The organism is Methylomarinovum tepidoasis, from assembly GCF_030294985.1.
Classification (GTDB): Bacteria; Pseudomonadota; Gammaproteobacteria; order Methylococcales; family Methylothermaceae; genus Methylohalobius; species Methylohalobius tepidoasis.
The window spans coordinates 207,061-233,346 of the sequence record NZ_AP024718.1; the positions used below are offsets into that span (position 1 = coordinate 207,061).

Below are 26,286 nucleotides of genomic sequence, written 5' to 3' on the forward strand. Positions count from 1 at the left end.
CGCCTCAGGCCAGCGGCGCGATGCCCACCGCCTCACGGATCTCGCGCATGAAGGGACGGGCCACCTCCCGCGCCCGCTCGCCGCCCTGGCGCAGCACCTGTTCGATCCGCTCCGGATGCTGGATCAGCTCTTCGTAGCGGGTCCGGGCCTCCTTGATGTGCGCGTTGATGTATTCGAACAGCAGCTGTTTCATCTCGCCCCAGGCGATGCCTTCTTGATAGCGTTTGCGCAGCGCCTCGACCTCCTCCTTGGTGGCAAAGGCCTGGTAGATGCTGAACAGGGTGCAGGTGTCCGGATCCTTGGGCGCCTCCGGCGGCAGGGAGTTGGTCTTGATCTTCATGATCAGCTTGCGCAGGCGCTTTTCCGGAGCGAAGATGGGAATGGTGTTGTCGTAGCTCTTGCTCATCTTGCGCCCGTCCAGCCCCAGCAGCACCGCGGTTTCCTCCTGGATCACCGCCTCGGGCAGCACGAAATGGCGGCCGTAGATGTGATTGAAACGGGCGGCGATGTCCCGGGCCATCTCGATATGCTGGATCTGGTCCCTGCCCACCGGCACCTTCCTGGCCTTGAACAACAGGATGTCGGCGGCCATGAGGATCGGATAGCAGTACAATCCCATGGTGATGCCCTTGTCCGGGTCTTTCTCCCCCCTGTCGAGGTTCTCCTGCACCGCCGCCTTGTAGGCGTGGGCCCGGTTCATCAGCCCTTTGGCGGTGACACAGCTGAGAATCCAGGCCAGCTCGGTGATCTCCGGCACGTCCGACTGGCGGTAGAACACGGCGTTGTCGGTGTCGAGCCCCAATGCCAGCCAGGTGGCGGCGATCTCCAGGGTGGACTGGCGGATCCGCGCCGGTTCCTGGCATTTGATCAGGGCGTGGTAGTCGGCGAGGAAATAGAACGGCTTGACGTTGGGATCACGGCTGGCCTCGATGGCCGGCCGGATGGCGCCCACGTAGTTGCCCAGGTGGGGGGTGCCGGTGGTGGTGATGCCGGTGAGGACGATTTCCTTTTCGCGTGTGTCGGTCATGATGGCCTCGGTTGCAAACGATCCGGCCTATTATAACCGCCGCCCGCAGTGCACGAATCCCCTATCCGGCGGTCTGATATAATCGTTCAGACGCTCAACACTTTCACCGCCATGGCGCTCGCTCACGAAGACCTCGAACAGATCCGCAAGCTGATCCGCGAGGAAGTCGATGCCCGGATTTCCCCGGTCCAGGCCACCGTCAGGTACGACTTGGAACTGCGCGAACGGCTGGTGCGGCTGGAAGAGGAGCTCAAACATCAGCGGGAACTGATGGAGCAGGGCTTCCGGCTGATGGAACAGCGTTTCGCCCAGATCGACAAGCGCTTCGAACAGATCGAGAGGCGTCTCGACCAAGTCGACAAGCGTTTTGAACAGGTCGAGAAGCGCTTCGAGCAAATCGAGAAGCGGATGGAGCTCATGGAAAACCGCATGGAGCTCATGGAGAAGCGTATGGAACTCATGGAAAACCGCATGGATTCGCTGGAACGGCGTATGGAAAGCTGGGAAGCCCGCTTCGAACGCTTCATGCGCTGGTCCTTCGCCACTACCCTCACCGTCGGCGGCCTGGTGGTCGCGGCGATCAAATACCTTCCCTGAGCCTCCATGGACTGGAGCCTGCGGGACACCCGCGAGACCTACGCCCTCCCTCACTGGAGTGACGGCTATTTCGACATCGACGACAAGGGACGCCTGACCGCCCGGCCCTGGCGCGACCCGGCCCGCGGCGAGATTCCCCTGGCGGAGGTGGCCGCCGCCGCCGAGCGCGAGGGGCTGGCCCTGCCGGTGCTGGTGCGCTTCACCGACATCCTTCGCGACCGGGTGCTCCGGCTGTCGCAGGCCTTTGCCACCGCCTGCAGCGAGTACGGCTTTCAGGGAACCTACACCCCCGTCTATCCCATCAAGGTCAACCAGCAGCGAAGCGTGGTGGAGGCGATCCTCCACGCCCCGGTCCCCCGCATCGGCCTCGAGGCCGGCAGCAAACCGGAACTGCTGGCCCTGCTGGCGCTGGCCCCCCGGGGCACGCAGGTCATCTGCAACGGCTACAAGGACCGCGCCTACGTCCGTCTGGCCCTCATCGGCCGCCGGCTGGGACTGGACGTGCACATCGTGGTGGAAAAGTCTTCCGAGCTGGACCTGATCCTGGCCGAAAGCGAAGCCTTGGGCATCGAACCGCGCCTGGGGGTGCGGCTGCGGCTGGCCTCGGTCACCTCCGGCAAATGGCAGAACAGCGGCGGCGAGAAGGCCAAGTTCGGACTCCCCCCCGCCGGCGTGCTGGCCCTGGTGGAAACGTTGCAGGGCCACGGCCGGCTGGACTGGCTCACCCTGATGCATTTCCACGTCGGCTCCCAGGTCACCGACATCCACGAGCTCAAGAAGGCCCTGCGCGAGGCCGGGCGTTATTACGCCGAGCTGCGCCGTCTCGGCGTTCCCGTCACCTGCGTCGATGGCGGCGGCGGTCTGGGCGTCGACTACGAAGGCACGCGCTCCAACGACTTCTGCTCGGTCAATTACACCCTGGAGGAATACGCCCACACTCTGGTACGGGCTTTCACCGAGATCTGCGCCGAGGCGCATCTGCCCCACCCCGATCTCGTCACCGAATCGGGCCGGGCGCTGACCGCCCATCACGCGGTGCTGATCACCGACGTCACCGAGGTGGAGACGGTTCCCGCCACGCCGCCGCCGGCCACCGGCGACACCCCGGCGGTGCTGGCGGACCTGCGCCGCGCCCTCGACCGCCTCGACCACGGCGGCCCGGTGGCCACCTTCCACGACGCCTGGTTCGACCTCCAGGAGGCCCGCACCCTCTATACCCAGGGCAAGCTCACCCTGGCCCAGCTGGCCGAGGCCGAACAGCTCAGCCAGATCGTCGCCCGGCGGGTGCGCGAGCGCCTCGACATCCGCCTGCGCGCCCACCGCGACCTCCTCGACCACCTCAACGACCGCCTCGCCGACAAGGTCTTCTGCAACTTCTCGGTGTTCCAGTCCCTGCCCGACGCCTGGGCCATCGGCCAGATCTTCCCGGTGGTGCCCCTGCAGCGCCTGGACGAGCCGCCGACGCGCCGCGGCCGCATCATGGACCTGACCTGCGATTCCGACGGCACCCTGAACGGCTACGTGGACCGCCAGAGCGTCGAGACCACCCTGGCCCTGCACGCCATCGCCCCTGGCGAACGCTACCTGCTCGGCTTCTTCCTGGTGGGCGCCTACCAGGAAATCCTCGGCGACATGCACAACCTGTTCGGGGACACCCACTCGGTCAACGTGGAACTGGACGACGACGGCCGCTGGCACCTGAAGGAACCGCTGCGCGGCGATCTGGCCTGCGACCTGCTCCGCTACGTCCACATCCAGCCCGAAGCCCTGCAACGGGCCTTCCGCAAGAAGCTGGCCGAGGCCGAACTGCCCCCAGCCCAACGCCGCGCCTTCGAAAACGAACTGGTTTCCGGTCTCAACGGCTACACCTACCTGGAGGATTGAGGATGACGCTGCGAACCGGTTTCATCGGCCTCGGCGCCATGGGCGCCCCCATGGCCCGCAATCTGGCCCGGGCCGGGCTGCTGACCGCGGTGTGGAACCGCACCCCGGCCAAGGCGGCCGAACTGGCGAAGGAACTGGACGTGACCGTGGCCGCCGATCCGGCTGATCTGGCCCACCGCTGCGACGCGGTCTGCCTGTGCGTCTCCGCCGACGCCGACGTGCTCGAAACCATCGACGCCCTGCTGCCGGGGCTGCGACCGGGCACGGTGGTGATCGACCACTCCACCGTCAGCAGCGAAACCGCTCGTCTGGCGGCGGCGAAGATCCGCGCCGTCGGCGGCGATTTTCTCGACGCCCCGGTTTCCGGCGGCGTCGAGGGGGCCCGGGCCGGCACCCTGGCGGTCATGGTGGGCGGCGAGGCGAACACCCTGGAAAAAGCCCGCCCGGTGCTGGAGGCGGTCGGCGGCCGCATCGCCCACATGGGCGACGTGGGCGCGGGACAGGCCACCAAGGCGGTCAACCAGGTGCTGTGCGCCGGCATCAACCAGGCCGTGTGCGAGGCCCTGGCCTTCGGGCGCGCCCTGGGCCTGAACCTGGACAAGGTCATCGACGTGATCTCCAAGGGCGCGGCGGGTAACTGGTTCCTGGAAAAACGCGGCCCGACCATGATCCAAGGCAGCTTCGAGCCCGGCTTCAAGCTGTCCCTGCACCACAAGGACCTCCAGATCTGCCGGGAGATGGCCCGGCACCGAGGTGCGGAGGTGCCTTTGGTGGAAAAAACCCTGGCGGACTATCGCCGCCTGATGGCCGAGGGTCACGGCGAGGAAGATATTTCCGCCCTGCTACGATTGTGGTATCAGCCTGACGGAAATTGTCAGAAAAATTGACAACCCGCCGGCCTCAAAGCACCTGATATAAAATAAATCAATATGCTACTAAAATTGGCGCAATTTATGCTTTAACATAGCTGTAGGGATAGAGGGCACTCAGAAACTCAGGATGAAGTTCTAGGAGTGCCAATGAAACATTACTACCTGATCCCCGGACTGACCGCGTTGCTTTTGTTGACGCAAACGCCGGTACAGGCCATCACAATCGATGGCGATCTGAACGACTGGATCGCCACCCCCCAGGGCGAAGCCAGCGACTGGCAGCCGCTACGCAATACGACCTCCTACACGATCGAGGATCAAAACACCTCTTACCTGAATCCAGGCTACGGCGGCCAAAATTACGATGCCGAAGCCATCTATGTGGAAATCGACGGCGGCACGCTGTACATCGCCATCGTGACCGGGTTGAGCCCGAATTCCAGCGCATGGCCCGCCGGCGACATCGCCATCGATTTCGGTGACGACGACAGCTTCGAATACGGCATCGTGGTCCTGGGAGATACGAGCAATCCTCGCGGCGGGCTGGGCTCAGCCGGCGAGATATATCAGGTCACCGAATGGAACTACGGACTCTGGACCGCCCCTGCCAACTACGATCCATCCGGCAGCTCATTGTACAAATCCGCACATCCGACGACTGTCAAATCGGGGGAACACGAAGGGACTGCCAGAATGGTTTATCAGAAGGCCCTTTATAATGACAACGAGATCACCCAGTTAGGCAAATTCGCTGGCGATCATTATGTGATCGAAACCGCTATCGACGTTTCGGTCTTCGACCCCTCGCTGTGGGGACAGAAGTTCAACGTTCATTGGACGATGGCCTGCGCCAACGACTGGATCGAAGTCGATCCGGTTCCAGAACCACCGGTAGCCCTCTTGTTTGGCGCCGGCCTCGGCTTGCTGGGATGGTCCCGCTATCAAAGCAAAAGACGCGCCCACCGATCGTAATCGCCGGAAGCGGTGATCTCCACCGACATCCAGGTAGAACTAGTGCATCCGCTTCAACCGCACCGGTCCCACGTCCAGGATTTCGGAATCCGCCTCGGGGGTTGCCAACAGCGGCAGCGGCGCGTAAACGGCCGGGTCCTCCGGCCCCTCTACTTTCAGGATGCCCCAAGCGCCGCGGTCGATACGGCTGAGGGCGTGGTCCACCAACACGTAGTCGCCCGGTACGTCCAGGTGCAGTTCCACCATCGAAGCCCCGCCAGCGGGAATCAACGTGGTCTGGACGTTGCGCAGGACCGGTTCGGTGGCGGCCTCGGGCCACACCTTGCTGAAAATCTCGCCGATGATGTGGAACGAGGAAATCTTCGCCACCCCGCCGTTGCCCAGGAAGATGCGGATCCTCTCTCCCACTTTGGCTTTGAGCGGATGCGCCACCAGGGCCCCGACCCGGCCATTGAAGATGATGTACTCGGGCCGTTCCTCGAACATCTTGCGGCCGTCGAAGGGCTGGAACCCCTTCGCCCCGATGACCCCCTTGGTGTACAGCTCGCCCTGCATCACGTAGAACTCATGGTCCACCGGCGGCAGCCCCCCTTCCGGTTCCACCAGGATCAGGCCGTACATGCCGTTTGCGATATGGGTGGGCGGATTGCCGGCGGCGCAGTGATAGACGTACAACCCGGGATTGAGGGCCTTGAAACGAAAGCCTTTGGTTTCCCCCGGCTTCACCTTGGTCAGCACCGCACCACCCCCCGGGCCCGTGACGGCATGGAGGTCGATGTTATGCGCGTGGCTGCTGCTTTTGTCGTTGCGCAGGGTCAGTTCGACGGTATCTCCCACCCGCACACGGATGAAGGGACCGGGAACAGTGTCGTTGAAGGTCCAGTAGTGGAAGCGGATGCCAGGAGCGATTTCCGAAACGACCTCCCGCGCCACCAGATCGACCCTGACGGTCTTGGGTGGACGATCACCCACCGGAGGCGGCAGGTCGTCCGGGCGCCTGGCGACGTCGGCGACGGTTTCGTAATCCTCGGGGTGGATGGCCTTGTGGAGATGGAAACTGTCGCCGGGGCCGAAAGTGACCAGTTCCTCCCCGCCATGCGGCGCCCCCATGTCCCCGTGACCAGTGCCGGCCCACGCGCTTCCCGCCAACAGCCACCCCAAAAGCAAACCGATCGTCTTTGTCATGTTCTTTTCCTCCTCTGCAACCTAAGAGGTTTCAATTTAGCACCGCCGCAAAGGAAACGGCATGACCTCGATCAAACGAACCACCATCAATCACAAGTTCTGAAGGGCTCCCGACACAACAGCCTCTCGAATTCGGCGGCCGGCTGGGGACGGCTGAAACGGAATCCCTGGACGCTGTCACACCCCAGACGGCAGAGAAACTGCAGCTGGGCCTCGGTTTCCACCCCCTCGGCCACCACCTGCAGGCCGAACACCTGTCCCAGCTCGATCACCGCCTTGACGATGGCCTCGTCGTTGGGATCGCCGGGCACGTCGCGCACGAAACTGCGGTCCACCTTGAGCATGGAAACCGGCAGCTGCTTGAGATAGGCCAGGCTGGAGTAGCCGGTCCCGAAATCGTCGATGGCGAAGTTCACCCCCAGACTCCGGAGCCATTGCAGGGTCGCCATGATTTCGTCGGTGTGCTGCAGCAGGACCGATTCGGTCAACTCCAGCTCCAGCCAGCGGGGATCGATCCCGGTGTCGGCCAGCACGCGGACGATACGGTCGCGGAAATCCGGGCGGCGGAAATCCATCGCCGACAGGTTGACCGCCACCGGAATCTCCCCCAACCCCCGGCGCTGCCATTCAAGGTTTTGGCGACAGACCTCCTCCAGTACCCACTGGTCGATGGGGACGATCAGACCGATCTCCTCCGCCAGCGGGATGAAATCCCCTGGAGAAATCCAGCCGTCCTCGGGATGGCGCCAGCGCAGCAGCGCCTCGGCGCCGCAGATGCGGCCGTCGGCAAGACGGACCCGGGGTTGATACCAGAGCTCGAACTCCCCCTGTTCCAGCGCCTGCCGCAGACGGTTTTCCAGCCGCAGGCGGGCCCGCACCCGGGCGTTCATCGCCGGGGTGAAGAAGCGATAGGTGTCACGCCCGGCTTCCTTGGCATGGTACATGGCGACGTCGGCGTGCTTGACCAGGGTGTCGATGTCCCCGCCGTCATCCGGATACAGCGCCACACCGATGCTGAAAGAAGCCCGCACCTGCTGGCCCTGTAGCGCGATGGGCTCGGCCAGGGCGGTCTGGATCTTTTCGATGACCGAAACGATATGATCCAATCGGCGAACATGAGGCAGGACGATGGCGAACTCGTCGCCCCCCTGGCGGCTGACCGTGTCGTCTTCCCGCAAACAGTTCCGCAGGCGGCGGGCGATCTCCTGCAGAAAGCGGTCGCCGACCCCGTGGCCGAGAGAATCGTTGACGTGTTTGAAATTGTCCAGGTCCAGATAGAGCAGCGCCACCTGCCGGCCTTCCCGGTGGGCCTCGCCGATCGCCTGCTGCAGCCGGTCGCGGAGCAGCACCCGGTTGGGGAGCAGGGTCAGAGGGTCGTGATAGGCGAGGAATTCGACCTGGGCGTAGGCGTCCTTCAGGGAGCTGATGTCGGTGAAGATGGCGACGAAGTTCTGAACCTGACCCTGTTCGTCGTGGATCACGCTGATCGACAGCCATTCGTGGTATTCCCGCCCATCCTTGCGACGGTTGATGATCTCTCCTTCCCAGTGGCCGGTGGTCTTGAGCGCCCGCCACATCTGCTGGTAGAAGGCACGATCGTGGCGGCCCGAGGACAGGAAACGGGGATTGCGCCCCAGCACCTCTTTGGCGCCGTAGCCGGTGATGCGGGTGAAGGCCGGGTTGACGGCGACGATGCGGTTGTCGCGGTCGGTGATCAGGATCGCCTCGTTGCTGTGTTCGAACAGTTCGCCGTAAAGCCGTAGCTTGTTTTCCCGCTCCCGGGCCGTGGACAGGTCCACCACCTGAACCACGAAATGCGAAACGCTGCCGTCGGGGTGACGCACCGCCGCCACCGCCACCCGAACCTCGATCAAATGCCCCTGCTTGTGGCGGTAACGCTTTTCGTAGATCGCCGTGTCCATTTCCCCCCTGTGGACAGCATCCAGAAACCGGCGCGTGATGGCCTGGTCTTCCTCGGGGGTGACGTCGTAGACGTCCATCTGCAGCAACTCGCGCTCCTCGTAGCCCAGCATCCGGCAATAGGCAGGATTGGCCGCCAGCCAGCGCCCCTCGGGCGACCCCAAAGCCAGACCGTGCGGGGCGTGTTCGAAAATCCAGTCCACCTCTTTCATCGGAACTTGCGTCTCGCCATGTACACCCCCAAAAACAAAACAGACCACAATGTGTCAGCAGTTATGATTTTAGCCGGATAGACAAGTTCATCAGGATAGTGCTCTATGCCGAAACGATCCGACAGACGCAGCCTGAGCGATTTCCTTTTCGAAACCCGCGCCGAGGAATGGCAGGCGCTGGGTTTCTATGCCCGTTTCGAGCAGGTGGTGGCGGTCACCGTCACCGTCATCATCTCGGTGGTGATCGTCTTCGCCCTGCTGGCGCTGGTTCGCGAAGTGGTCGCCGGCCTCGTCTTCGGAGGGCTGGAGCCGCTGAATCAGGAGGCGCTCAAACGCCTGTTCGGTATGATCATGACGGTGCTGATCGCGATGGAGTTCAAGCATTCCATCATCAAGGTCGCCGGGCGCCGGGAGAGCATCATCCGGGTACGGACGGTGGTGCTCATCGCCCTGATGGCCCTGGCGCGGAAGTTCATCATTCTGGATGCGGAAAAGATGTCCGCCGCCACCCTGGCGGCCCTGTCGCTCGCCCTGCTGGCCTTAAGCGTCGCCTACTGGCTGATCCGGGAACAAGACCTGCGCCTGGCTCAAAGGTCCTCGGGCAAGTCCCGGGGCCGGACCCGCTCCAGGAACCGCCCCTTCCCGGGTCCAAGATCCGCCCACCCCCCGGAAACCGCCAGCCGCAGCAAAGCGGCGGTGGGAAGCAGCTTCTTCCCCGGCAACGCCAGCGGCCCGCACAAGGCAAGCGCCAGTTCCTCCAGACCGGGATTGTGGCCCACCACCAACACCCTGCGGGCGGTTTCCAGGCAGGACCGCAGCACCGCCAGCAAATCCGACACCGAAGCCTCGTAGAGGCGGGGCTCCCAGCGAATCACGCCGGGATCAATCCCCAGCTCCCAGCAGACCGCCTCGGCGGTCTGGCGCGCGCGGCGGGCCGGGGAGGCGAGAATCCGGTCCGGGATCCATCCCTGGCGCCGCATCCACCGCCCCATGCGCGGCGCATCCCGCTCGCCGCGGCGGTTCAGGGGGCGCTCGAAATCACCGGGCGCGTCCGTATCCCAGGCGGACTTGGCATGGCGCAGCAGCCAAAGCTCACGTATCGGCATCGCGCTTCTCCGTTTGCAACAGGGCTTCGAAGCCGGCTACCACTTCCAGCAACTCGGCGGTGATCTGTTCCTGGCGCTGTTGCTGATAGGCGCTTTGCAGCCGTTCCAAATGCCGGCGGATGTTCCTTTCCGCCTGCTGCATGGCCAGCAGCCGCAGCCCGTGCTCACCGGCTAGCGATTCGGCGCAGGCGCGGTACAGGGATACGAACAAATACTGGCGCACCAGGCCGCCCAGCAGAACCGATACCGGCGCCGAGAAGGCCGGCAGGGACCGCCCCGGCCAGGGATGGCGGCCCAGATGGCGGAAAAAACTTTCCTCCAAAGGCAAAAGGCGCAGCTGCACCGGTACTGGACGCCCCCGACCACGGGGGCGCTGGTGAAACAGGTCCACCGTCGTCACCCCCTCCCGGTGCCAGGACTCGATCTTCTCCAGGATCTGGCGCACCGTGGCGGTGATAGCCGCGACCGAGCCCGGCACGAAAAAACACTCTTCCACGGCGATCCCCCGCGCCTCCAGGGCGCTCTCCGCCCGGGCGCCCACCACCAGGATACGGGCCTCCCCCGCCAGGGCCGCCTCGGCGAACGCCACCAGGTTTTCATTGAAGCGGCCACACAGCCCCTGGTCCGAGCCGAAGACCAGCGCCGCCCGTCTGCCCTCCCGGTAGCGCCAGCGCGGCAGCCCACCGCGGCGGATGAGGCCACTCAATCCCAGCTCCACAGTATGGGCATAGTGCGACAGGGCTGCCGCCGCCTGCTCGTACTGGTGAATGCTCACCGCCGCCAGCACCTTCATGGTACGAACGATGTCCGCCAGACGGCTGCCGACCTCGATGGCCCGCTGCAAAGTTTCCAAAGTCTGCGTCACTTTTTCGTCCGGCCGGAGGCAAAAATTCCAGAATGGGCTAAGGTTAATTTGAGAGCCATCACAAAAACCTGTCAACAAAAATCGATAGTCCGGAGAGTCTCATGTTTCTCAAGCAGTCCATCGGCATACGCCTGTTTAAGATCGTGTTTGCCGCCTTCGTGCTCGTCGCCTGCCTGCTGCTGGTCCTGTACTGGCAGCAGCAGCGCCGGGCCGCGATCGCCCAACAGGTGGACGCGGCCCGCAAGGTGGTGACGATGGCCGAATCGGTGCGCCACCGGGTCAGCCGCCTGTGGGACCTGGAAGTCATCACCCCGGAGAAATTGCGCGAATTCGACGCCATCGCCAACCCCCAGGAACGCCGCCGGAAAATCCTGGCCACGGTGCCGGTGGTGGTGGCCTGGAAGGTGATCCAGGACAAGGTCGCCAGGGAAGGATTCGAACTGCGCACCCCCCGGCCCAACGCCCGCAACCCGAAAAACGAACCTACCCCGCTGGAACGCCAGGCGTTGGAATACTTCGCCAGCCATCCCAATGCCGACGAATATGTGGTGTTCGACGACGAAGCCAACGCCGTACGCTATTTCCGACCGGTCCGGCTGGAACAGCAGTGCATGATCTGCCACGGCGACCCGGCCACCTCCCAAGCGTTGTGGGGCCGCAGCGACGGTCGTGACATTCTCGGCTATCCCATGGACGGCAAGCGCCCCGGCGATCTACACGGCAGCTTCGAAATCGTCGCCTCCCTGGACGAGGCGATGGCCGCGGTGCGCAACAACATGCTCAAGGCGGGTCTAGGCATGACGCTGGCCATCGGCCTGTTCGGCTGGGTTTTCTACCGCCTCACCCAGCACATGATCAGCCGTCCCCTGCAGGCCATGGGCGATCAGCTCCAGGCCATCGGCGACGGCGATCTGACGGTGCAGCTGGACGTCAACAGCGAAGACGAAGTCGGCGCCATGGCCCGCCACATCAACGCCTTCTCCAGCCGCATCCGCCAGCTGGTCAACGATCTTCAGGCCACCATCTCCCACCTGAACCGGGCCGCCGGCGAAATGGCGGGGATCGCCCAGGAAACCGAGGCCAAGGCGGAGAAACAGCACCGAAACACCGAGCACACCACCGCCTCCATCCAGGAGCTGAGCGCTTCGATCCAGGAGGTGGCCCAGACCACCTCGGAGGCGGAAGCCCGCGCCCGGGAAACCGATGCCGAAGCCAAGCAGGGCCACGAGGTGGTCACCGCCGCCACCGGGCAGATCCGGGCGTTGGCCGGGGAGATCGACCAAGTCACCGAGGAGCTCCACAAGCTGGAGGCGGACAGCAAGAACATCGGCGAGGTGCTGGAAATCATCCGCGGCATCGCCGACCAGACCAACCTGCTGGCCCTCAACGCCGCCATCGAGGCCGCCCGCGCCGGCGAGCAAGGCCGCGGTTTCGCGGTGGTGGCCGAGGAGGTCCGCACCCTGGCCAGCCGCACCCAGGAGTCCACCGCCCAGATCCAGGAAACCATCGACGAGCTGCGCAACCGGGCCCGCTCGGCGGTGGAGATGATCGAGCACAGCCGCGAAAGCGCCCACCAGGGCGCCGAGCGTACCGAAGCGGTGGACGAGGCCCTGAGCAACATCATCGCCATGGTGGAAGCCACCGGGGCGCTCAACACCCAGATCGCCACCACCATCGAACAGCAGAGCGCGGTGAGCGAGACCATCAACCGGAGCGTGGACGAAATCAACCAAGGCAGCCTCGAGGTCTGTCAGAAAATGGAGGAAACCCTGCAGGCCACCGAGCAACTGCGGCAGACCGCCGCCCGTCTGGAGGAGGCCGTCAACCGCTTCCGGACCTGAGCGGTGCGATCGCCTGCTGCGCCAGCTGCAACAGATGCTGGCGCAGCCCTTCCGTCAGCGGCTCGCCGGCCTCGATGCGGCGGGCCGTTTCCTTCTGCGCCTGGACGGCGGCGCGAATGCGACGCTCGGCCGGCCGCGCCGCCTCCAGGGGCAAATCGTCGAACAACCCGGCATTGAGCGCCAGCAGCACCGTCAGCTGTTCCAGCGGCGTCAGCAGGTCGCCCTCCTCCTGTTTGAGAATCTCCCGCACCCGCCGCCCCCGCTCGATGGCCAGGCGGGTGCGTTCGTCCAGCCGGGTGCCGAAGCGGGCGAAGGTTTCCAGTTCCTCGTACTGGGCGTAGGCCAGCTTCAGCTCGCCCACCACGGCCCGGTAGGCCGGCAGCTGGGCCTTGCCCCCCACCCGCGACACCGAGCGGCCCACGTCCACCGCCGGCAGTTCGCCGCGCTGGAACTTCTGCGGTGACAGGTAAAGCTGGCCGTCGGTGATGGAGATCAGGTTGGTGGGAATGTAGGCGGAAAGGTTCTGGGCCTGGGTTTCGGCGATGGGCAGGGCGGTGAGGCTGCCGCCGTCCTTGAGATGGGTGGCCCGTTCCAGCAGGCGGGCGTGGAGGTAGAACACGTCGCCGGGATAGGCCTCCCGCCCCGGCGGCCGCCGCAGCAGCAGCGACAGCGCCCGGTAGGCGTCGGCGTGGCGGCTGAGGTCGTCGTAGATCACCAGCACGTCGCGGCCCTGGGCCATGAACCACTCGCCGATGGCGGTGGCGGCGTAGGGAGCCAGGTATTGCAGCCCGGAGGGGGTCTCACCGCCGGCGTTGACCACCACGCAGTATTTCATCGCGTCCCGCTCCCGCAGCCGGGCGATGGCGCGGGCCACCGTCTGGGCCCGCTGGCCGATGGCGCAGTAGATGCAGATGACGTCCTGGTCGTGCTGATTGAGCAGGGTATCCAGGGCGAGGGTGGTCTTGCCGGTCTGGCGATCGCCGAGGATCAGCTCGCGCTGGCCGCGGCCGATGGGAACGAGGGCGTCGATCACCTTGATGCCGGTCAGCAGCGGCGCCGTCACCGGCGCCCGGGCCAGGATCGGCGGCGCCTCGCGCTCCACCGGCCAGCGTTCGCCGGCCTCGAGGGGGCGGCCGTCGTCCAGGGGCCTTCCCAGGGGATCGAGTACTCGTCCCAGCACCCGGGGCCCGACCGGCACATCCAGCACCCGGCCGCTGCGGCGCACCGGCATCCCGGCCTGAACCGCGGTTTCCGGATCCAGCAGCACCACCCCGACCGCGGCGGGATCGAGGTCGAAGGCTACCCCGGCGGCGCTGCGGCCGCAATGCACCACCTCCATCGCCTTGACGCCGGGCAGCCCCTGGACCTGGGCCACGCCGAGCTCGATGTGCCGCAGCCAGCCGATCTCCTCAGGCTCAAGCCGGAACCGGAAGGCCTCGATCTGCGCCCGCAGCCGGTCACCGTGCTGGCGCAGCAGCTCCCGCAGTTCGCTCATGACGGCAACGTTTGCAAAAAGCGCTGCAGTTCGGCCTCCAGCTGCTCCAGCCAGGCCGCGAGATTCCAGGACCACACGCGTTCCCCGGCTTCCAGGGCGATGCCCAGGATCAGCGCCTCACGCTCGACGAACCGCACCTGGACATCGGGGTTGAAACGCCGCAACGCGGTTTCGATGCGGCGGCGCAGGTCCGCATCCAGGGGCTGGGCCGTGGCGACGGTCCACTGGCGGGAGCCGGACTCGGTCAGCAGGCGTTGCAGCTCCGGCGAGGTTTCCAGCCGTTCCAGGAACGTCTCCACCAGGCAGGCTTCCAGACGACGGCCGGCCAGCTCCGCAAAGGCCTTGCGTCCCAGGGCGATGAGCTGCTCCCCCAGCAACCGCTCGAGATCGCGGGCCAGCTGCTGCTGCTCCCGCGCCAGCGCCTCGAGCCACTGGCGCCGCTTTGCCTCCACTTCCAGGCGGGCCTGATCGAGCAGTGCCTGGCGCTCGCGTTCGGCTTCCTGCCTGGCCTGCTCCAGCAGCTGCCGGCTCTGCTGCTCCACTTCCTCGAGACGGTGGCGGTAGGTGGCGATGAGGCGCTCGGCCTGGGCCTTGAGGTGACGGGCCTCCTGCAACTGGCGTTCGATGTGGGCCTGACGCGCGGCCATGGCGGTGACGATGGGGCGATAGAGGAAACGCTTGAGCAGCGCGGCGAGGACGAGAAAGTTGACGATCTGAGCGACGACCGTCAGCCAGTCCACCTGCATCCTCAAGGCCCGGTGGACAGGAAGTGATCCCAGTAGGGATTGGCGAACAGCAGGATCATGCTGATGACGAAGCAGTAGATGGCGGTGGACTCCACCATCGCCAGACCCACGAACAGGGTCCGGGTGATGGTGTTGGCCTCGTCCGGCTGCTGGGCGATGGCGAGCAGGGCCTGGGCCACCGCCCGCCCCTCCCCCAGTGCCGGCCCGATGGCCCCCAGGCCCATGGTGAGCCCGGCGGTGAAGATGGAAACCATGGCGATCAGCGTTTCGGCGTTCAAGGCGATTCCTCCCGTGTTCGCAGCCGGGCCAGGCGTTCCTGCTGCACCCGGCAGCCCGAAGCGATATAGACCAGGGCCAGAATAGCGAAAATGTAGGCCTGAATGAAGCCGGTCAGCAGCCCCAGAAGCTGCATCACCACCGGAAAGAAGAACGGCACCAGGGTGATCAGCACCGCCCCGATCACCGCCCCGCTCATGAGGTTGCCGTACAGGCGCACCGCCAGGGCCAGGGTGCGGGAGAACTCGCCGATGACGTTGAAGGGCAGCATCAGCGGATGAGGTTCCAGGTACTGGCGCAGATAGGCCTTCAGCCCCACCTCGCGAATCCCGAACCAGGGCACGGCGACGAACACGCACAGGGCCAGGGCGGTGGTGGTGGACAGGGAGGCGGTGGGCGGCAGGTAACCGGGCACCGGCGCCAGCAGATTCGACAGGGCGATGAACAGAAACAGGGTGCCGACGAACCACAGATACCGGTCCGGGTCCTGATGGGTCACCTCCCGGATCTGGTTGCGGATCACCTCCACCAGCGCCTCCAGGAAATTCTGCCAGCGCCCGGGCCGGAGCGTCGGACGGATGCGGCGGGTCGCCAGCCACGATCCTGTCACCAACAGCACCATCACCCCCCAGGTGTAGAGGAGGGTGGCGCTCAATTTGAAAGGGCCGTACTGCCAGAAGACGATTTGATCAGGATTGAATGGCATCATGTCTCCGCTGCCGCCACACCAGAAAAAACCGCATCGCCACAAAACCCGCCAGGACGGCCGCCAGCCGCCGCCAGTCCCCGGCCATGAGGCCGGCCATCACGCCAATGGTGACGGCCGTGCGCACCGCAAAGCTGACCAGCATAGTCAGCACCGGATGGTGGGCCGCCGGCAGGCGTTTCACCGTCCACCACAGACCGCCGTAGAAGAACGCGCCCAACCCCAGCCCGGCGGCGAACAGCGCCGGCCACAGCCAAGATTCAGTCATCGCGGCGGCTCTCCCGCCTAATCCACTGCCAGGCGTTGTAACAGCCCAAAGCGACGCCAAGGAACAAAAACGTCAGGGTCCAGGAGGGGGGGCCGGGAAACCTGCGGTCGAGCCACCAGCCCAGGGCGATCCCCAGCAGGGTCGGAATCGCCACCGACCAGCCCACCAGCCCGAACATCCCCAGGCCGAACCACAAACCGCGGCGACCTTCACGCTCGGCCTTGAGGCGGCGCCGGACCTTCTTGTCCACCTCGCGCAGCAGGCGCGCTTCGTCTTCCGGGGGATCGGGTCTGGAAGCGTCGCTCATTGCAACACCGTTTTGAGCTGGCCGTATTGCCTCAGAATGCCGGCCTCCAGACGCGCCAGGGCGCTGCGCGTCGCCTGTTCGGCCTCGTTGAGCTGGCGAATCTCCTGCGCCAGCGCCGCCTGCAGGATTTCCAGCCGGTCTCCGGCCACCGCCTTGAAGGTGGACACCCGCACCTCGAAGCCGCATTTGACCAGCACACCCTCGTCCACGGCCACGTAAGCGGTTCTGCCGGCCGGGGTGACGTAACTCAGCACCCCCGGCACCAGGGGGGCGATGAAGTCCACGTGACGGGGCTCAAGGCAGAAATGGCCGTCGACCGCCTCGGCCCGCACCTTGACGGTCTCGGCCTCCAGCAGCACCCGCTCAGGCAGCAGCACGTAAAGCTTCATCGATGCGTCCGATCATGTACAGCGCCTGTTCCGGCACGTCCTCCAAGGCGTCGTCGAGGATGCGCTCGCAGCCGTCGAGGGTGTCCTCCAAGTCTACCATCACCCCCGGCCTGCCGGTGAAGTGCTCGGTGGTGAAGAAGGGCTGGGTGAGGAAACGCTCCAGACGCCGGGCGCGGTTGACGGTGCGGCGGTCGGCCTCCGACAGCTCCTCCAGCCCCAGCATGGCGATGATGTCCTGCAGCTCCCGGTATTCCGCCAGCACCCGCCGCACCTCGCGGGCAATGCGGTAATGACGCTCACCGACGATGTGGGGATGGAGCAGCCTGGAGCTGGACTGGAGCGGATCCACCGCCGGGTAGAACCCCTGGGCGGCGCGCTGGCGCGACAGCACCACCGAGGCCGACAGATGGGCGAAGGTGGCGGCGGCGGCCGGATCGGTGAAATCGTCGGCGGGAACGTACACCGCCTGGATCGAGGTCATGCTGCCGTGGACCGTGGAACAGATGCGGTCCTCCAGTTCCGCCAGCTCCCGGGCCAGGGTGGGCTGGTAGCCGACCCGCGAGGGAATCCGCCCCAAAAGCCCCGACACCTCGGTGCCGGCCTGGATGAAGCGGAAGATGTTGTCGATGAGCAGCAGCACGTCCTGGCGGCGCTCGTCACGGAACCATTCGGCGATGGTGAGGGCGCTGTGACCGACGCGGAAACGCACCCCCGGCGGCTCGTTCATCTGTCCGAACACCAGCACCGTGTTGCCGAGCACGCCGGTTTCGGCCATGGTGCGGTGCAGCTCCTCGGCCTCGCGGCAGCGTTCGCCGATACCGCAGAAGACGCTGGCGCCCCGATAGCGCCCCATCATGTTGTGGATCAGCTCGGTGATCACCACCGTCTTTCCCACCCCGGCCCCGCCGAACAGGCCGGCGGTGCCGCCGCGCTCCAGGGGCACCAGCAGGTCGATGATCTTGATGCCGGTGAAGAACTGCTCCGGCCTGACCCGGCGCTGCGCCAGCGGCGCCGGGGTCCGGTGGATGATGCGCCGTTCATCGCTGTCCACCCGTCCCCGGCCGTCGAGGGGGCGGCCGAAGACGTCGAGCATCCTTCCCAGCACCGCCTCCCCCACCGGCACCCGGATCGGCCCGCCCCGGTCGCGCACTGGATCCCCCCGTTCCAGCCCCTGGGTGTTGGCGAAGGCGATGCAGCGGGCTTGATGCGGGTCCAGGTGGATGGCGACCTCCAGCGGCACACCGGGCGCGGCACCGGCCTCCAGCCACTGCCGCAGCGGCGGCACCCCGTCCGGGAAAGCCACCTCCACCACGCTGCCGCGCACGGCGGTCACGGTTCCTGTCGCTTCGGGTGCTGTCATCGTCTTCGGCTCCAGTGCTACCAAGGTTGCGCCGCAGTGCGTAACCTTACATCGCGCAGCGATTTAGGTGGTGGTGAAGCGGCGCTATCGCCCGTCAGGGCGATCAGTATACAATTCAAGCCATGGCCCATCGTAAAGTCACCTATCGGTTGTATCCCACCCCGCGCCAGATCGAGGCGCTGGAGCGGCAGCGCTGGGTCCATTGCCTGCTGTGGAACACGGCGCTGGACGAACGCCGCAGGGCCTGGCAGGAAGATCGGGTTTCCCTCTCCTTTTCGGACCAGTGCAAGGCATTGACCGGATGGCGGGCGCAATCGTCCTTGCTGCGGTCGGTCAACGCCCAGTCCGAACAGGTGACGTTAAAGCGTTTAGGTTTGGCCTTCCAACACTTCTTCCGCCGGGTGAAGCGCGGTGAGACGCCGGGGTTTCCCCGCTTCAAGCCGCTGCATCGTTTCAAAGGATGGGGTTACAAGACCCACGGAGATGGCTGGCGGCTGCTTTCCGGTCCTGGGATGAAGCACGGCAAGTTGCGCCTGTCGGGGGTGGGCGAGATGCGCATCCGGGGCAAGGCCCGGACGGTCGGTGAACCCAAAACCTGCGAGATTATGCACCGCCGCGGCAAATGGTACGCCTCGGTCACGGTCGAATGCGAGCCTGAACGGCAGGGCGGGAAGCGGATTGGCGGTCTGGACTGGGGTTTGGAGACGTTCGCCACCATCGCCTCATCGGAAGGGGTGGAACGGATCGAAAATCCCCGGCATTTGCAGAGCTCCCTGGAGCAAATCCGCACCGTGCAAAAACGCATCTCCCGCAAGGAGGAAGCGGCGAAACAGGCCAGCGGCAAATTGAAAGGCTTTCCCATCTCCAAGCGTTTGAGGAAGGAATACGCCCTTTTGGGCAGGTTGCATGAAAAGGTGGCCAACCAGCGCCGGGATTTTCTCCACCAGACCAGCGCCCGGCTGATCGCCACCTTTGCGGTTTTGGGGCTGGAGGCATTGAACATCCGGCGCATGACGGCAAAGGGAGGGTCGTACAAACGCGGTTTGAACCGCAGCATTCTCGATGCCGCAGGCGGCATGCTCCATCAGATGCTCGGGTACAAAGCGGAAGAGGCTGGTGCCTTAGCGATGGAAGCAGACCCCCGGCGGCTCAAACCCAGCCAGCGTTGTCACCGCTGCGGCAGGCTGGAGAAAAAGCCCCTGTCGCAGCGCTGGCATGATTGTCCTTGTGGGGCGTCTTGTTCACGCGATGAGAACGCCGCCAGGGTGCTTATGGCCTGGGTCATGGAACAGATTGGCGGCCGGGAACCGGCCGAGGCGTGGAGGGAGGTAAGACCGGCAAGCCCTTTGGGCGAACCGGCGCTCCCGTAGAAGCGCGAAACTCCCGCCATACCGTTAAGCTGGCGGGAGTAGTTCATCATGCCCTTTCGAATCATAACAACAAGATCCGGAGGTTGCCCATGGAAAACGACCGTCTCACCCTGGCCGCGATCCTGGCTTTGGTGCGCGCCACCCTCACCCTCCTGCTGGCTTCGCTGGTGTCGCGCCTGGCGCCCCAGGCCGGTTTCGGCCCCAAGCTGATCACCGCGATGCTGACGCTCATCAGCTTTCTGCTGTTCGCCTACATTTTCACCACCTTCCGGCGTCTGCTCGCCGAGCGCTGCCGCTTCCACGGCGGCGACCTGTTCATCGCCGGCCTCATCGGCCTCAACGGCCTCGCCGCCGCGTTGACCGTGGGCGGCCTGTTCGTCCCCGGCCTGGCCGACACCTTCGCGCTCAAACTGGTGTCGGTGGCCTTCGGGCTGCTGCTGAGCGGCTTCGCCCTGCAGCTGCTGCTGCGCCTCGACGATCCGCTGTTCGGCCTGCGCAAGCTCTACGCGGGCCTGCTGACCGTGGCCGGCCTGGGGATCGCCTCCCTGAAGCTGGCCGGCGTCGGGGTCATTTTCGGCGCCGTGGCCGACATCCTGCTGGCGGTGATCTTCGTCCGCGCCGGCAGCCGGGCCACCGATCCGTCCGAAACCTGAGAGGAGGAATCCCATGAAACACGACCGTCTCATGCTCGCCGCCATTCTCGCCTTCATCCATGCCGTGACCAGCCGCTTCTTCGTGGCCTTCACCCGGGAGATCACCCGGGCTGACGCCGGCCCACTGCTGACCGCGGCGCTCCTGGCCCTGGTCAACTTCGTGCTGTTCGTTTTCCTGATGACCACCTTCAAGCGCCTGCTCAACGAGCGCTACCAGTTCACCGACGCGGATCTGCCCATCCTGGCGCTCATCGGCCTGCAACTGGTCGGCATCGTCCTGGTGCTGTTGCCCCTGGCCGGCATCGGTTACGGTTCATTCCTCTGGATCATGCGGCTGATGGGGATCGTTTCCGGCCTGGCCTGGCTGGGGCTGGCCTGGCGGCTGTGGAACCTGCCGCCCGAAACCATCAAGATGCTGCGGCCCTATACGGTGGCGATCGCCGCCATGGGGATCAGCTACGCCTCGGTGGTCCTGGTGGGGCTGGGCTCGCTGCTGGGCATCGTGGCCGACATCCTCCTGGGGGTGATCTTCATCCAGGAAACCGGCAAACCGGAACCGGGTCAGATCGAGGCCTGAAACGCCTCCCAGCATTGCCGCAACCAGGCGCCGATCCGCGCCCAGGGCTGGGTGTGCAGCAGGACCAGCGTCGCCAGGATCAGAAAGACGATCCCGCCGAGGCGGTGGATCCAGGTGAGCGACAGATAACGCAGCAGGGTGCGGCCAGCCGCCACTCCCAGGGCCGAAGTCGCCGCCAGGGCGGCGGTGGCGCCGGCCCACACCGCCTGGGGCGGCGAGGCGAGGCTGAGACCGGCGACGGCGAGCTGGGTCTTGTCGCCGAATTCGGCCATGAAGATGAGGGCGAAGGTAGTGAAGAAGATGCCGTGGCCGCTGCGTGCGGCCACCACCTCGTCCCCGTCCGCTTCCTCGCCGGCCGTCAGGGCGTGAATCCCGAAACCGGCAAACAGCAGCCCCACGGCCAGCCCCACCAGCCACCGCGGCAGCCAACCCGCCACGGTAGCGCCGAAGACAACCGCCAGAGCGTCGAGCAGGGCGAAGGCCACCACCGCCCCCAGCAGCACCGGCCAGGGCCGGTGGCGGGCGGCCAGGGTCATGCACACCAGCTGGCTCTTGTCGCCGAATTCGGCCAGGAACACCAGCGCGAACGCGGCCGCTGCCGCCAGCGTCTCCGACCGCCCCCAGGTCAGCCAGTCCGCTTCCACCAAGCCTCAGCCCAGGGTGCTTTCCAGCACCGTCATGACCGCGAAACCGATCAGAACGCCGAAGGTGGCGATGGAGGAACGTTCCTTAGCGTGCATTTCGGGAATGATTTCGTAGGCGATGACGTAGAGCATGGCCCCGGCGGCGAATCCCATCGCCAGGGGCAGCAGGGTGTGGAACACCGTCACCAGGGTCACCCCCAGAAAGCCGCCGACCGGCTCCACCAGGCCGGAGATCAGGGCGATCGCCACCGCCTTCCAGGGCTTGTAACCGATGGTGAGCAGCGGCAGGGCCACCGCCAGCCCCTCGGGAATGTTCTGGGCGCCGATGGCGATGGCCAGCAAGGTGCCGTTGTTCCAATCGCCACTGCCGAAGCTGACCCCCACCGACAGGCCCTCGGGGAAATTGTGCAGGGTGATGGCGGCGACGAACAGCCATACCCGCCGCAGGGTCGCGCCGGTTTCCTGGTCCGCGGCGAACAGCTCGTGGGGAATGGTGCGGTCGGCCCAGTCCAGAAACCAGGCCCCCAGCAGCATGCCGGCGATGACGAGGTAAACCCCCTTGCCGGGCCACAGTTCATTGCCGAATTCCACTCCCGGCTCCACCAGGGAATAGGCGGTCGCCGACAGCATGATGCCCGCCGCCATGCCCATCATAAAGTTGACGGTGCGAAAGGAGATTTCCCGGAACAGCACCGCCGGCAACGCCCCGAGCACCGTGGCCAGCCCGGCGAGGAAACTGGCGAAGAAGCCCACCACCACGGTGATCCCGAAGACGAGGTAGAGCAACCCGAAGACCACGATCTGGCTGAGCGCGAACACGCCGGCGGCAGCGGCGATCTGCCCGGCCAGGGGCCAGGATCGGACCCGGCGGTACCACGGCTGGGCTTCCAACCCGTACCGCCAGGTTTCCAAGTGATGTTCCCACCGCTGCTGCAGGGCTGTCCAGTTCATCGACGCCTCCTCGCTGATTCGGGTTTGGATTTCGCTAAAAGCATACCCGATGTGGGATTTGGGATCGAATCCTAGGAAACGACGGACGCAAATTCCCATACTGTCCAGCGCCGTTGTCAGAATTTTTTACCATACCGCCCGCACGCCCGCTCCACGACGCCGGGCCGAGGCGGCAAAATTTTGATCCTATTGACAAATTCGCGCATCGGCACGAAAGTCGCTTCCACCGCTTGCAGGAAGACCACGACTGGAAGGGAAACATGCGACCGCGACCCCAGGATCAGGATTTCGACTTCGAGGCTTGGATGCGACTGGCCCGGAGCGATCCGGAGGGTTTCGAAGCCCGCCGCCGCCAGCTGATCGAGGCCCACATCGCCGCCCGCCCCCCAGAGGACCGGGAACGCCTGCGCCGCCTACAGTGGCGCATCGACCGGGAGATTCAGCGTCACGGGAATCCGCTGGGAGCCTGCGTTCATCTGCATCGGTGGATGTTCGACAGCCTCGCCCGTCAGCAGCAGGCCCTTGAAACCCTGCTGAACGGCGCCTCCGCCACACCCCGGCAAACCGCCCGGGTGGTTCCCCTGCGACCTCAGCGGTAACGCAGCGACACCGCCTCCGCCCCCCAGAGCCGGCGCAGTTCCTGGAGCAAGTCGTCGCTCGGGCTGACCTGCCACGCCTGACCGAGACGTAAACAGGCCCGGGCCTCGGCGTTGGCGTAGTCGATGAACAGGGGGCAACGGCCGCCCCGGTGCTTCTCCAGTACCGCGGCCAGGCAGGCGACCGCCTCGCGGGGATCGACAACCTCAGGCCAGCGCAGCCACAATCCCTTGGCGAAATGGGCCCGGGCGTCGGCCACGGTCCAGAGCTGTTCGGCCACCAGCCGCAGCTGACCGCTGTAATCGTCGCGGCCGAGCTCGCCCTTGACCACCAAGATGGCGTCCTTGGCCAGCCATTCCTGGCACCCTTCCAGCACCTCGCTGAAGATCGCCGCTTCCAGCCGCCCCTGCCCATCCTCCAATGTGAGGAAAGCCATCCGCTTGCCCTGCTTGTTCTGACGGGTACGGATCTCGGCCACCAACCCGGCAACCACCGCCTCGACACTGGCGGCGCCGGGCTGATTGAAGCGTTCCTCGAGCGGTCCCAAGGGGGCGGTGACGAAGTGGGCCAGCTCCTCGCGGTATTCATCCAGGGGATGGCCGCTGAGATAGAAGCCGAGGACCGTCTTTTCCTCGCTCAATTGCCGGCGCAACGGCCAGGGCGGCACCGGCGTGGTGGCCGAAGGCACCACCGGCATATCCTCCGCCCCCCCGCCGAGGCCGAACAGGTCGTTCTGCCCCAGGGCGGCGCTGCGGTGGTACTGCTCGGCCGCTTGCAGGGCGGCCCCCAGATCTTCCAGCAGCTGGGCGCGATGGTCGCCAAGATGATCCAGGGCCCCGGCGCGGATCAGGGCTTCCAGCACCCGGCGGTTGGCTTTGCGCAGATCGATGCGGCGGCAGAAGTCGTACAGGTCCTTGAAGGGACCGGCCTGCCTGCGGGCGGCGAGGATGTCCTCGATGGCCGCCTGCCCCACGCCCTTGACCGCCCCGAGGCCGTAGCGGATGGCGCCGTCGTCCTGGACGCTGAAGCGATAGTCGGAGTGGTTGACGTCCGGCGGCAGCAGGGTCAATCCCAGTTGGCGGCATTCCTCCACGAAACCCACCAGCTTGTCGGTGTTGTCCATGTCCGAAGACAGCACCGCGGCCATGAAGGCCGCCGGATAATGGGCCTTGAGCCAGGCGGTCTGGTACGACACCCAGGCGTAGGCGGCCGAATGGGACTTGTTGAAACCGTAGCCGGCGAACTTCTCCATCAGGTCGAAGATGTACTCGGCGGTTTCCCTGTCCACCCCGCGTTCGGTGGCGCCCTCGACGAAGATGGCGCGCTGCTTGGCCATTTCCTCCGGTTTCTTCTTTCCCATGGCGCGGCGCAACAGGTCGGCGCCGCCCAGGGTGTAGCCGGCCAGGTCGCGGGCGATCTGCATCACCTGTTCCTGGTACAGGATCACGCCGTTGGTGGGCTTGAGGATCGGCTCCAGAGCCGGATGGGGATAGTTGGCCTTGGCGCGGCCGTGCTTGACGTTGATGTAGTCGTCCACCATCCCCGACTGCAACGGGCCGGGACGGAACAGCGCCACCAGGGCGATGATGTCCTCGAAGCAGTCCGGCTGCAGCCGCCGGATCAGATCCTTCATGCCACGCGATTCCAGCTGGAACACCGCGGTGGTGCGGCAGTTTTTCAGCAGCGCGAAGGTTTCGGGATCGTCGCGGGGGATGCGGTCGATATCGAGGGAGGGCTCGCCCCGGGCGGCGCGCTGGCGGTTGACGGTTTCCACCGCCCAGTCGATGATGGTGAGGGTGCGCAGTCCCAGGAAGTCGAACTTGACCAGTCCCGCGGCTTCCACGTCGTCCTTGTCGAACTGGGTGACCACGCCCTCCTCGCCTTCTTCGCGGTACAGCGGGGTGAAGTCGATGAGCTGGGAAGGCGCGATCACCACCCCACCGGCGTGCTTGCCGGCGTTGCGCGCCACCCCTTCCAGGGATTTGGCCAGGTCGATGAGAGCGCGGATCTCCTCGTCCTGTTCGTAGAGCTGGCGCAGCTCCTCGCTTTCCGCCAGGGCCTTGTCGAGGGTCATGCCCAGCTCGAAGGGAATCAGCTTGGCGATGCGGTCCACGAAGCCGTAAGCGTGCCCCAACACCCGGCCGACGTCGCGCACTACCGCCTTGGCGGCCATGGTGCCGAAGGTGATGATCTGGGACACCTTGTCGCGGCCGTATTTCTGCGCCACGTACTCGATCACCCGGTCGCGGCGCTCCATACAAAAATCCACGTCGAAGTCGGGCATGGAGACGCGCTCGGGGTTGAGGAAACGCTCGAAGAGGAGATCGAATTCCAGCGGGTCCAGATCGGTGATCCTCAGGGCGTAGGCCACCAGGGAGCCGGCGCCGGAACCGCGCCCCGGCCCCACCGGAATGCCGTTGGCCTTGGCCCACTGGATGAAGTCGGCGACGATGAGGAAGTAACCGGGGAAACCCATCTGGACGATGACGTCGATCTCGGTCTGCAGCCGCTGCCAGTAGGCGTCGGCCCGGTCCCTGGGAAGCGCGCCGGACTCGAAGCGCCGTTCCAGACCGCGGCGGCTTTCTTCGACGAAGAACTGGTCCAGGGTCATCCCTTCCGGCACCGGAAACAGGGGCAGGCAGGGCTTGCCCAGTTCCAGTTCCAGATTGCAGCGCTTGGCCACTTCCACGGTATTGGCCACCGCTTCGGGCAGGTCGGCGAACAGCGTGGCCATTTCCTCGGGGCTTTTCAGGTACTGCTGCTCGCTGTAACGGCGCGGACGCTTGGGATCGTCCAGGGTCCAGCCCTCGTGGATGCAGACCCGGGCCTCGTGGGCCTCGAAGTCCTCGGGGGTCAGAAAACGTACGTCGTTGGTGGCCACCACCGCCACGTCGCGGGCGGCGGCCAGATGCAGGACCGCCTCCAGATAGTCCTCCTCCTGCGGGCGGCCGGTGCGCTGGATCTCGAGGTAGAAACGGTCACCGAAGGCGGCGAGCCAGCCGTCGAGCGCCCTGGCCGCTTCCCTTTCCTTGCCCGCCAGCAGCCAGCGGCCCACATCCCCTTCCCGGCCGCCGGACAGCGCCAGCAGCCCCTCGGCGTTGGCGAGGATCCAGTCGCGTTCCACCAGCGCCCGTCCCAGGCGCTGACCCTCCAGATAGGCCCGCGACAGCAAGGCGGTGAGGTTGCGGTAGCCGGCGTGGTTCTGCACCAGCAAGGTGAGGCGGTCGGGCTCGCGGGGGTCGTCGGGATTGCGCACCCACAGGTCGGCGCCGACGATGGGTTTGATGCCGCCGGCCTCGGCGGCGCGGTAGAACTTGATGAGGGCGAACAGATTGGCCTGGTCGGTCAATGCCACCGCCGGCATGCCCAACTCGCGGCAGCGGGCGATCAAAGGCTTGATCCGCACCAGGCCGTCGCTGAGGGAATACTCGCTGTGGAGGCGCAGGTGGACGAAGGACGGGGCCAT

Annotated in this window: 25 protein-coding genes and 1 pseudogene; 10 read left to right on the forward strand and 16 right to left on the reverse strand. The window is 65.6% G+C overall.

The window, feature by feature from the left end:
- Positions 1 to 4: 4 nt before the first annotated feature.
- On the reverse strand, positions 5 to 1,027 hold the full coding sequence (locus MIN45_RS01045) for a tryptophan--tRNA ligase (RefSeq protein ID WP_286292794.1): 1,023 nt from the start codon (positions 1,025 to 1,027) through the stop codon (positions 5 to 7).
- Between the two features lie 111 nt (positions 1,028 to 1,138).
- Here MIN45_RS01045 and MIN45_RS01050 point away from each other — a divergent pair, with 111 nt between their 5' ends.
- The 4 genes from MIN45_RS01050 (at position 1,139) to MIN45_RS01065 (ending at position 5,352) form a co-directional block, all read left to right on the forward strand.
- Positions 1,139 to 1,624, forward strand: a complete 486-nt coding sequence (locus MIN45_RS01050; RefSeq protein WP_286292797.1) for a hypothetical protein — start codon at positions 1,139 to 1,141, stop codon at positions 1,622 to 1,624.
- A gap of 6 nt (positions 1,625 to 1,630) precedes the next feature.
- The gene (gene speA, locus MIN45_RS01055; protein ID WP_286292800.1) at positions 1,631 to 3,508 is read left to right on the forward strand and encodes a biosynthetic arginine decarboxylase; all 1,878 of its coding nucleotides are present in this window, start codon (positions 1,631 to 1,633) and stop codon (positions 3,506 to 3,508) included.
- 8 nt (positions 3,509 to 3,516) lie between these two features.
- Complete coding sequence (locus tag MIN45_RS01060; protein ID WP_286294084.1) at positions 3,517 to 4,395, forward strand: NAD(P)-dependent oxidoreductase; 879 nt, start codon at positions 3,517 to 3,519, stop codon at positions 4,393 to 4,395.
- 132 nt (positions 4,396 to 4,527) lie between these two features.
- The gene (locus MIN45_RS01065) at positions 4,528 to 5,352 is read left to right on the forward strand and encodes a hypothetical protein (protein WP_286292801.1); all 825 of its coding nucleotides are present in this window, start codon (positions 4,528 to 4,530) and stop codon (positions 5,350 to 5,352) included.
- A 39-nt stretch (positions 5,353 to 5,391) separates the two neighbouring features.
- Here the strand turns inward: MIN45_RS01065 and nirK are convergent, their stop codons facing one another.
- On the reverse strand, positions 5,392 to 6,537 hold the full coding sequence (gene nirK / locus MIN45_RS01070; RefSeq protein WP_286292803.1) for a copper-containing nitrite reductase: 1,146 nt from the start codon (positions 6,535 to 6,537) through the stop codon (positions 5,392 to 5,394).
- 86 nt (positions 6,538 to 6,623) lie between these two features.
- Positions 6,624 to 8,669, reverse strand: a complete 2,046-nt coding sequence (locus MIN45_RS01075; RefSeq protein WP_286292804.1) for a putative bifunctional diguanylate cyclase/phosphodiesterase — start codon at positions 8,667 to 8,669, stop codon at positions 6,624 to 6,626.
- A 105-nt stretch (positions 8,670 to 8,774) separates the two neighbouring features.
- On the opposite strand from MIN45_RS01075, the gene MIN45_RS01080 reads away from it, so the two are divergent.
- A complete protein-coding gene (locus MIN45_RS01080) occupies positions 8,775 to 9,521 on the forward strand; it encodes a phosphate-starvation-inducible PsiE family protein (RefSeq protein ID WP_479691240.1) in 747 nt (248 codons plus the stop codon).
- A gap of 44 nt (positions 9,522 to 9,565) precedes the next feature.
- On the opposite strand, the pseudogene MIN45_RS12465 reads toward MIN45_RS01080, so the two are convergent.
- Positions 9,566 to 9,775: pseudogene (locus MIN45_RS12465) on the reverse strand (SixA phosphatase family protein); the annotation flags it as partial.
- Positions 9,762 to 10,640 carry a F0F1 ATP synthase subunit gamma gene (locus MIN45_RS01090; RefSeq protein ID WP_286292806.1) on the reverse strand — a complete coding sequence of 293 codons (879 nt, stop codon included), beginning with the start codon at positions 10,638 to 10,640 and terminating at the stop codon, positions 9,762 to 9,764. The gene MIN45_RS01090 and the pseudogene MIN45_RS12465, both read right to left, overlap by 14 nt.
- A 101-nt stretch (positions 10,641 to 10,741) precedes the next feature.
- Between MIN45_RS01090 and MIN45_RS01095 the strand changes: the two genes are divergently transcribed.
- Complete coding sequence (locus tag MIN45_RS01095; RefSeq protein ID WP_286292807.1) at positions 10,742 to 12,481, forward strand: methyl-accepting chemotaxis protein; 1,740 nt, start codon at positions 10,742 to 10,744, stop codon at positions 12,479 to 12,481.
- Here MIN45_RS01095 and MIN45_RS01100 read toward each other — a convergent pair.
- The 8 genes from MIN45_RS01100 to atpD are packed head-to-tail and all read right to left on the reverse strand — an operon-like array spanning position 12,462 to position 18,028.
- The gene (locus MIN45_RS01100) at positions 12,462 to 13,976 is read right to left on the reverse strand and encodes a F0F1 ATP synthase subunit alpha (protein WP_286292808.1); all 1,515 of its coding nucleotides are present in this window, start codon (positions 13,974 to 13,976) and stop codon (positions 12,462 to 12,464) included. The genes MIN45_RS01095 and MIN45_RS01100 overlap by 20 nt on opposite strands.
- A complete protein-coding gene (locus MIN45_RS01105) occupies positions 13,973 to 14,716 on the reverse strand; it encodes a F0F1 ATP synthase subunit B family protein (protein WP_286292811.1) in 744 nt (247 codons plus the stop codon). The genes MIN45_RS01100 and MIN45_RS01105 overlap by 4 nt, the downstream gene beginning before the upstream one ends.
- A gap of 8 nt (positions 14,717 to 14,724) precedes the next feature.
- Positions 14,725 to 15,000, reverse strand: a complete 276-nt coding sequence (locus MIN45_RS01110) for a F0F1 ATP synthase subunit C (protein WP_286292813.1) — start codon at positions 14,998 to 15,000, stop codon at positions 14,725 to 14,727.
- Complete coding sequence (locus MIN45_RS01115; RefSeq protein ID WP_286292816.1) at positions 14,997 to 15,704, reverse strand: F0F1 ATP synthase subunit A; 708 nt, start codon at positions 15,702 to 15,704, stop codon at positions 14,997 to 14,999. Before MIN45_RS01115 ends, MIN45_RS01110 begins: the two co-directional genes overlap by 4 nt.
- Entirely contained in the window at positions 15,688 to 15,972 is a 285-nt protein-coding gene (locus MIN45_RS01120) for an ATP synthase subunit I (RefSeq protein WP_286292818.1), read from the reverse strand. The genes MIN45_RS01115 and MIN45_RS01120 overlap by 17 nt, the downstream gene beginning before the upstream one ends.
- Positions 15,965 to 16,279, reverse strand: a complete 315-nt coding sequence (locus tag MIN45_RS01125) for an AtpZ/AtpI family protein (RefSeq protein WP_286292820.1) — start codon at positions 16,277 to 16,279, stop codon at positions 15,965 to 15,967. Before MIN45_RS01125 ends, MIN45_RS01120 begins: the two co-directional genes overlap by 8 nt.
- Positions 16,276 to 16,668: a F0F1 ATP synthase subunit epsilon gene (locus tag MIN45_RS01130; RefSeq protein WP_286292822.1), complete on the reverse strand. Its 393-nt coding sequence runs from the start codon at positions 16,666 to 16,668 to the stop codon at positions 16,276 to 16,278. Before MIN45_RS01130 ends, MIN45_RS01125 begins: the two co-directional genes overlap by 4 nt.
- On the reverse strand, positions 16,643 to 18,028 hold the full coding sequence (gene atpD, locus MIN45_RS01135; protein WP_286292824.1) for a F0F1 ATP synthase subunit beta: 1,386 nt from the start codon (positions 18,026 to 18,028) through the stop codon (positions 16,643 to 16,645). The genes MIN45_RS01130 and atpD overlap by 26 nt, the downstream gene beginning before the upstream one ends.
- A 122-nt stretch (positions 18,029 to 18,150) precedes the next feature.
- On the opposite strand from atpD, the gene MIN45_RS01140 reads away from it, so the two are divergent.
- The 3 genes from MIN45_RS01140 to MIN45_RS01150 all read left to right on the forward strand — a co-directional run bounded on the left by MIN45_RS01140 (position 18,151) and on the right by MIN45_RS01150 (position 20,628).
- Positions 18,151 to 19,398 (forward strand): RNA-guided endonuclease InsQ/TnpB family protein, encoded by a 1,248-nt coding sequence (locus MIN45_RS01140; protein ID WP_286292825.1) that lies wholly within the window; start codon positions 18,151 to 18,153, stop codon positions 19,396 to 19,398.
- Between the two features lie 89 nt (positions 19,399 to 19,487).
- Complete coding sequence (locus MIN45_RS01145) at positions 19,488 to 20,051, forward strand: hypothetical protein (protein ID WP_286292826.1); 564 nt, start codon at positions 19,488 to 19,490, stop codon at positions 20,049 to 20,051.
- A 13-nt stretch (positions 20,052 to 20,064) separates the two neighbouring features.
- The gene (locus MIN45_RS01150; RefSeq protein WP_286292827.1) at positions 20,065 to 20,628 is read left to right on the forward strand and encodes a hypothetical protein; all 564 of its coding nucleotides are present in this window, start codon (positions 20,065 to 20,067) and stop codon (positions 20,626 to 20,628) included.
- On the opposite strand, the gene MIN45_RS01155 is transcribed toward MIN45_RS01150, so the two are convergent.
- Both MIN45_RS01155 and MIN45_RS01160 read right to left on the reverse strand, forming a co-directional pair.
- Positions 20,613 to 21,272: a TMEM165/GDT1 family protein gene (locus MIN45_RS01155; RefSeq protein ID WP_286292828.1), complete on the reverse strand. Its 660-nt coding sequence runs from the start codon at positions 21,270 to 21,272 to the stop codon at positions 20,613 to 20,615. The two genes, MIN45_RS01150 and MIN45_RS01155, sit on opposite strands and share 16 nt — an antisense overlap.
- Positions 21,273 to 21,278: 6 nt before the next feature.
- Positions 21,279 to 22,223 (reverse strand): ZIP family metal transporter, encoded by a 945-nt coding sequence (locus tag MIN45_RS01160; RefSeq protein WP_286292830.1) that lies wholly within the window; start codon positions 22,221 to 22,223, stop codon positions 21,279 to 21,281.
- A gap of 260 nt (positions 22,224 to 22,483) precedes the next feature.
- Here MIN45_RS01160 and MIN45_RS01165 point away from each other — a divergent pair, with 260 nt between their 5' ends.
- A complete protein-coding gene (locus MIN45_RS01165) occupies positions 22,484 to 22,822 on the forward strand; it encodes a DUF3135 domain-containing protein (protein ID WP_286292831.1) in 339 nt (112 codons plus the stop codon).
- Here MIN45_RS01165 and dnaE read toward each other — a convergent pair.
- Entirely contained in the window at positions 22,813 to 26,286 is a 3,474-nt protein-coding gene (gene dnaE / locus MIN45_RS01170; RefSeq protein WP_286294087.1) for a DNA polymerase III subunit alpha, read from the reverse strand. The genes MIN45_RS01165 and dnaE overlap by 10 nt on opposite strands.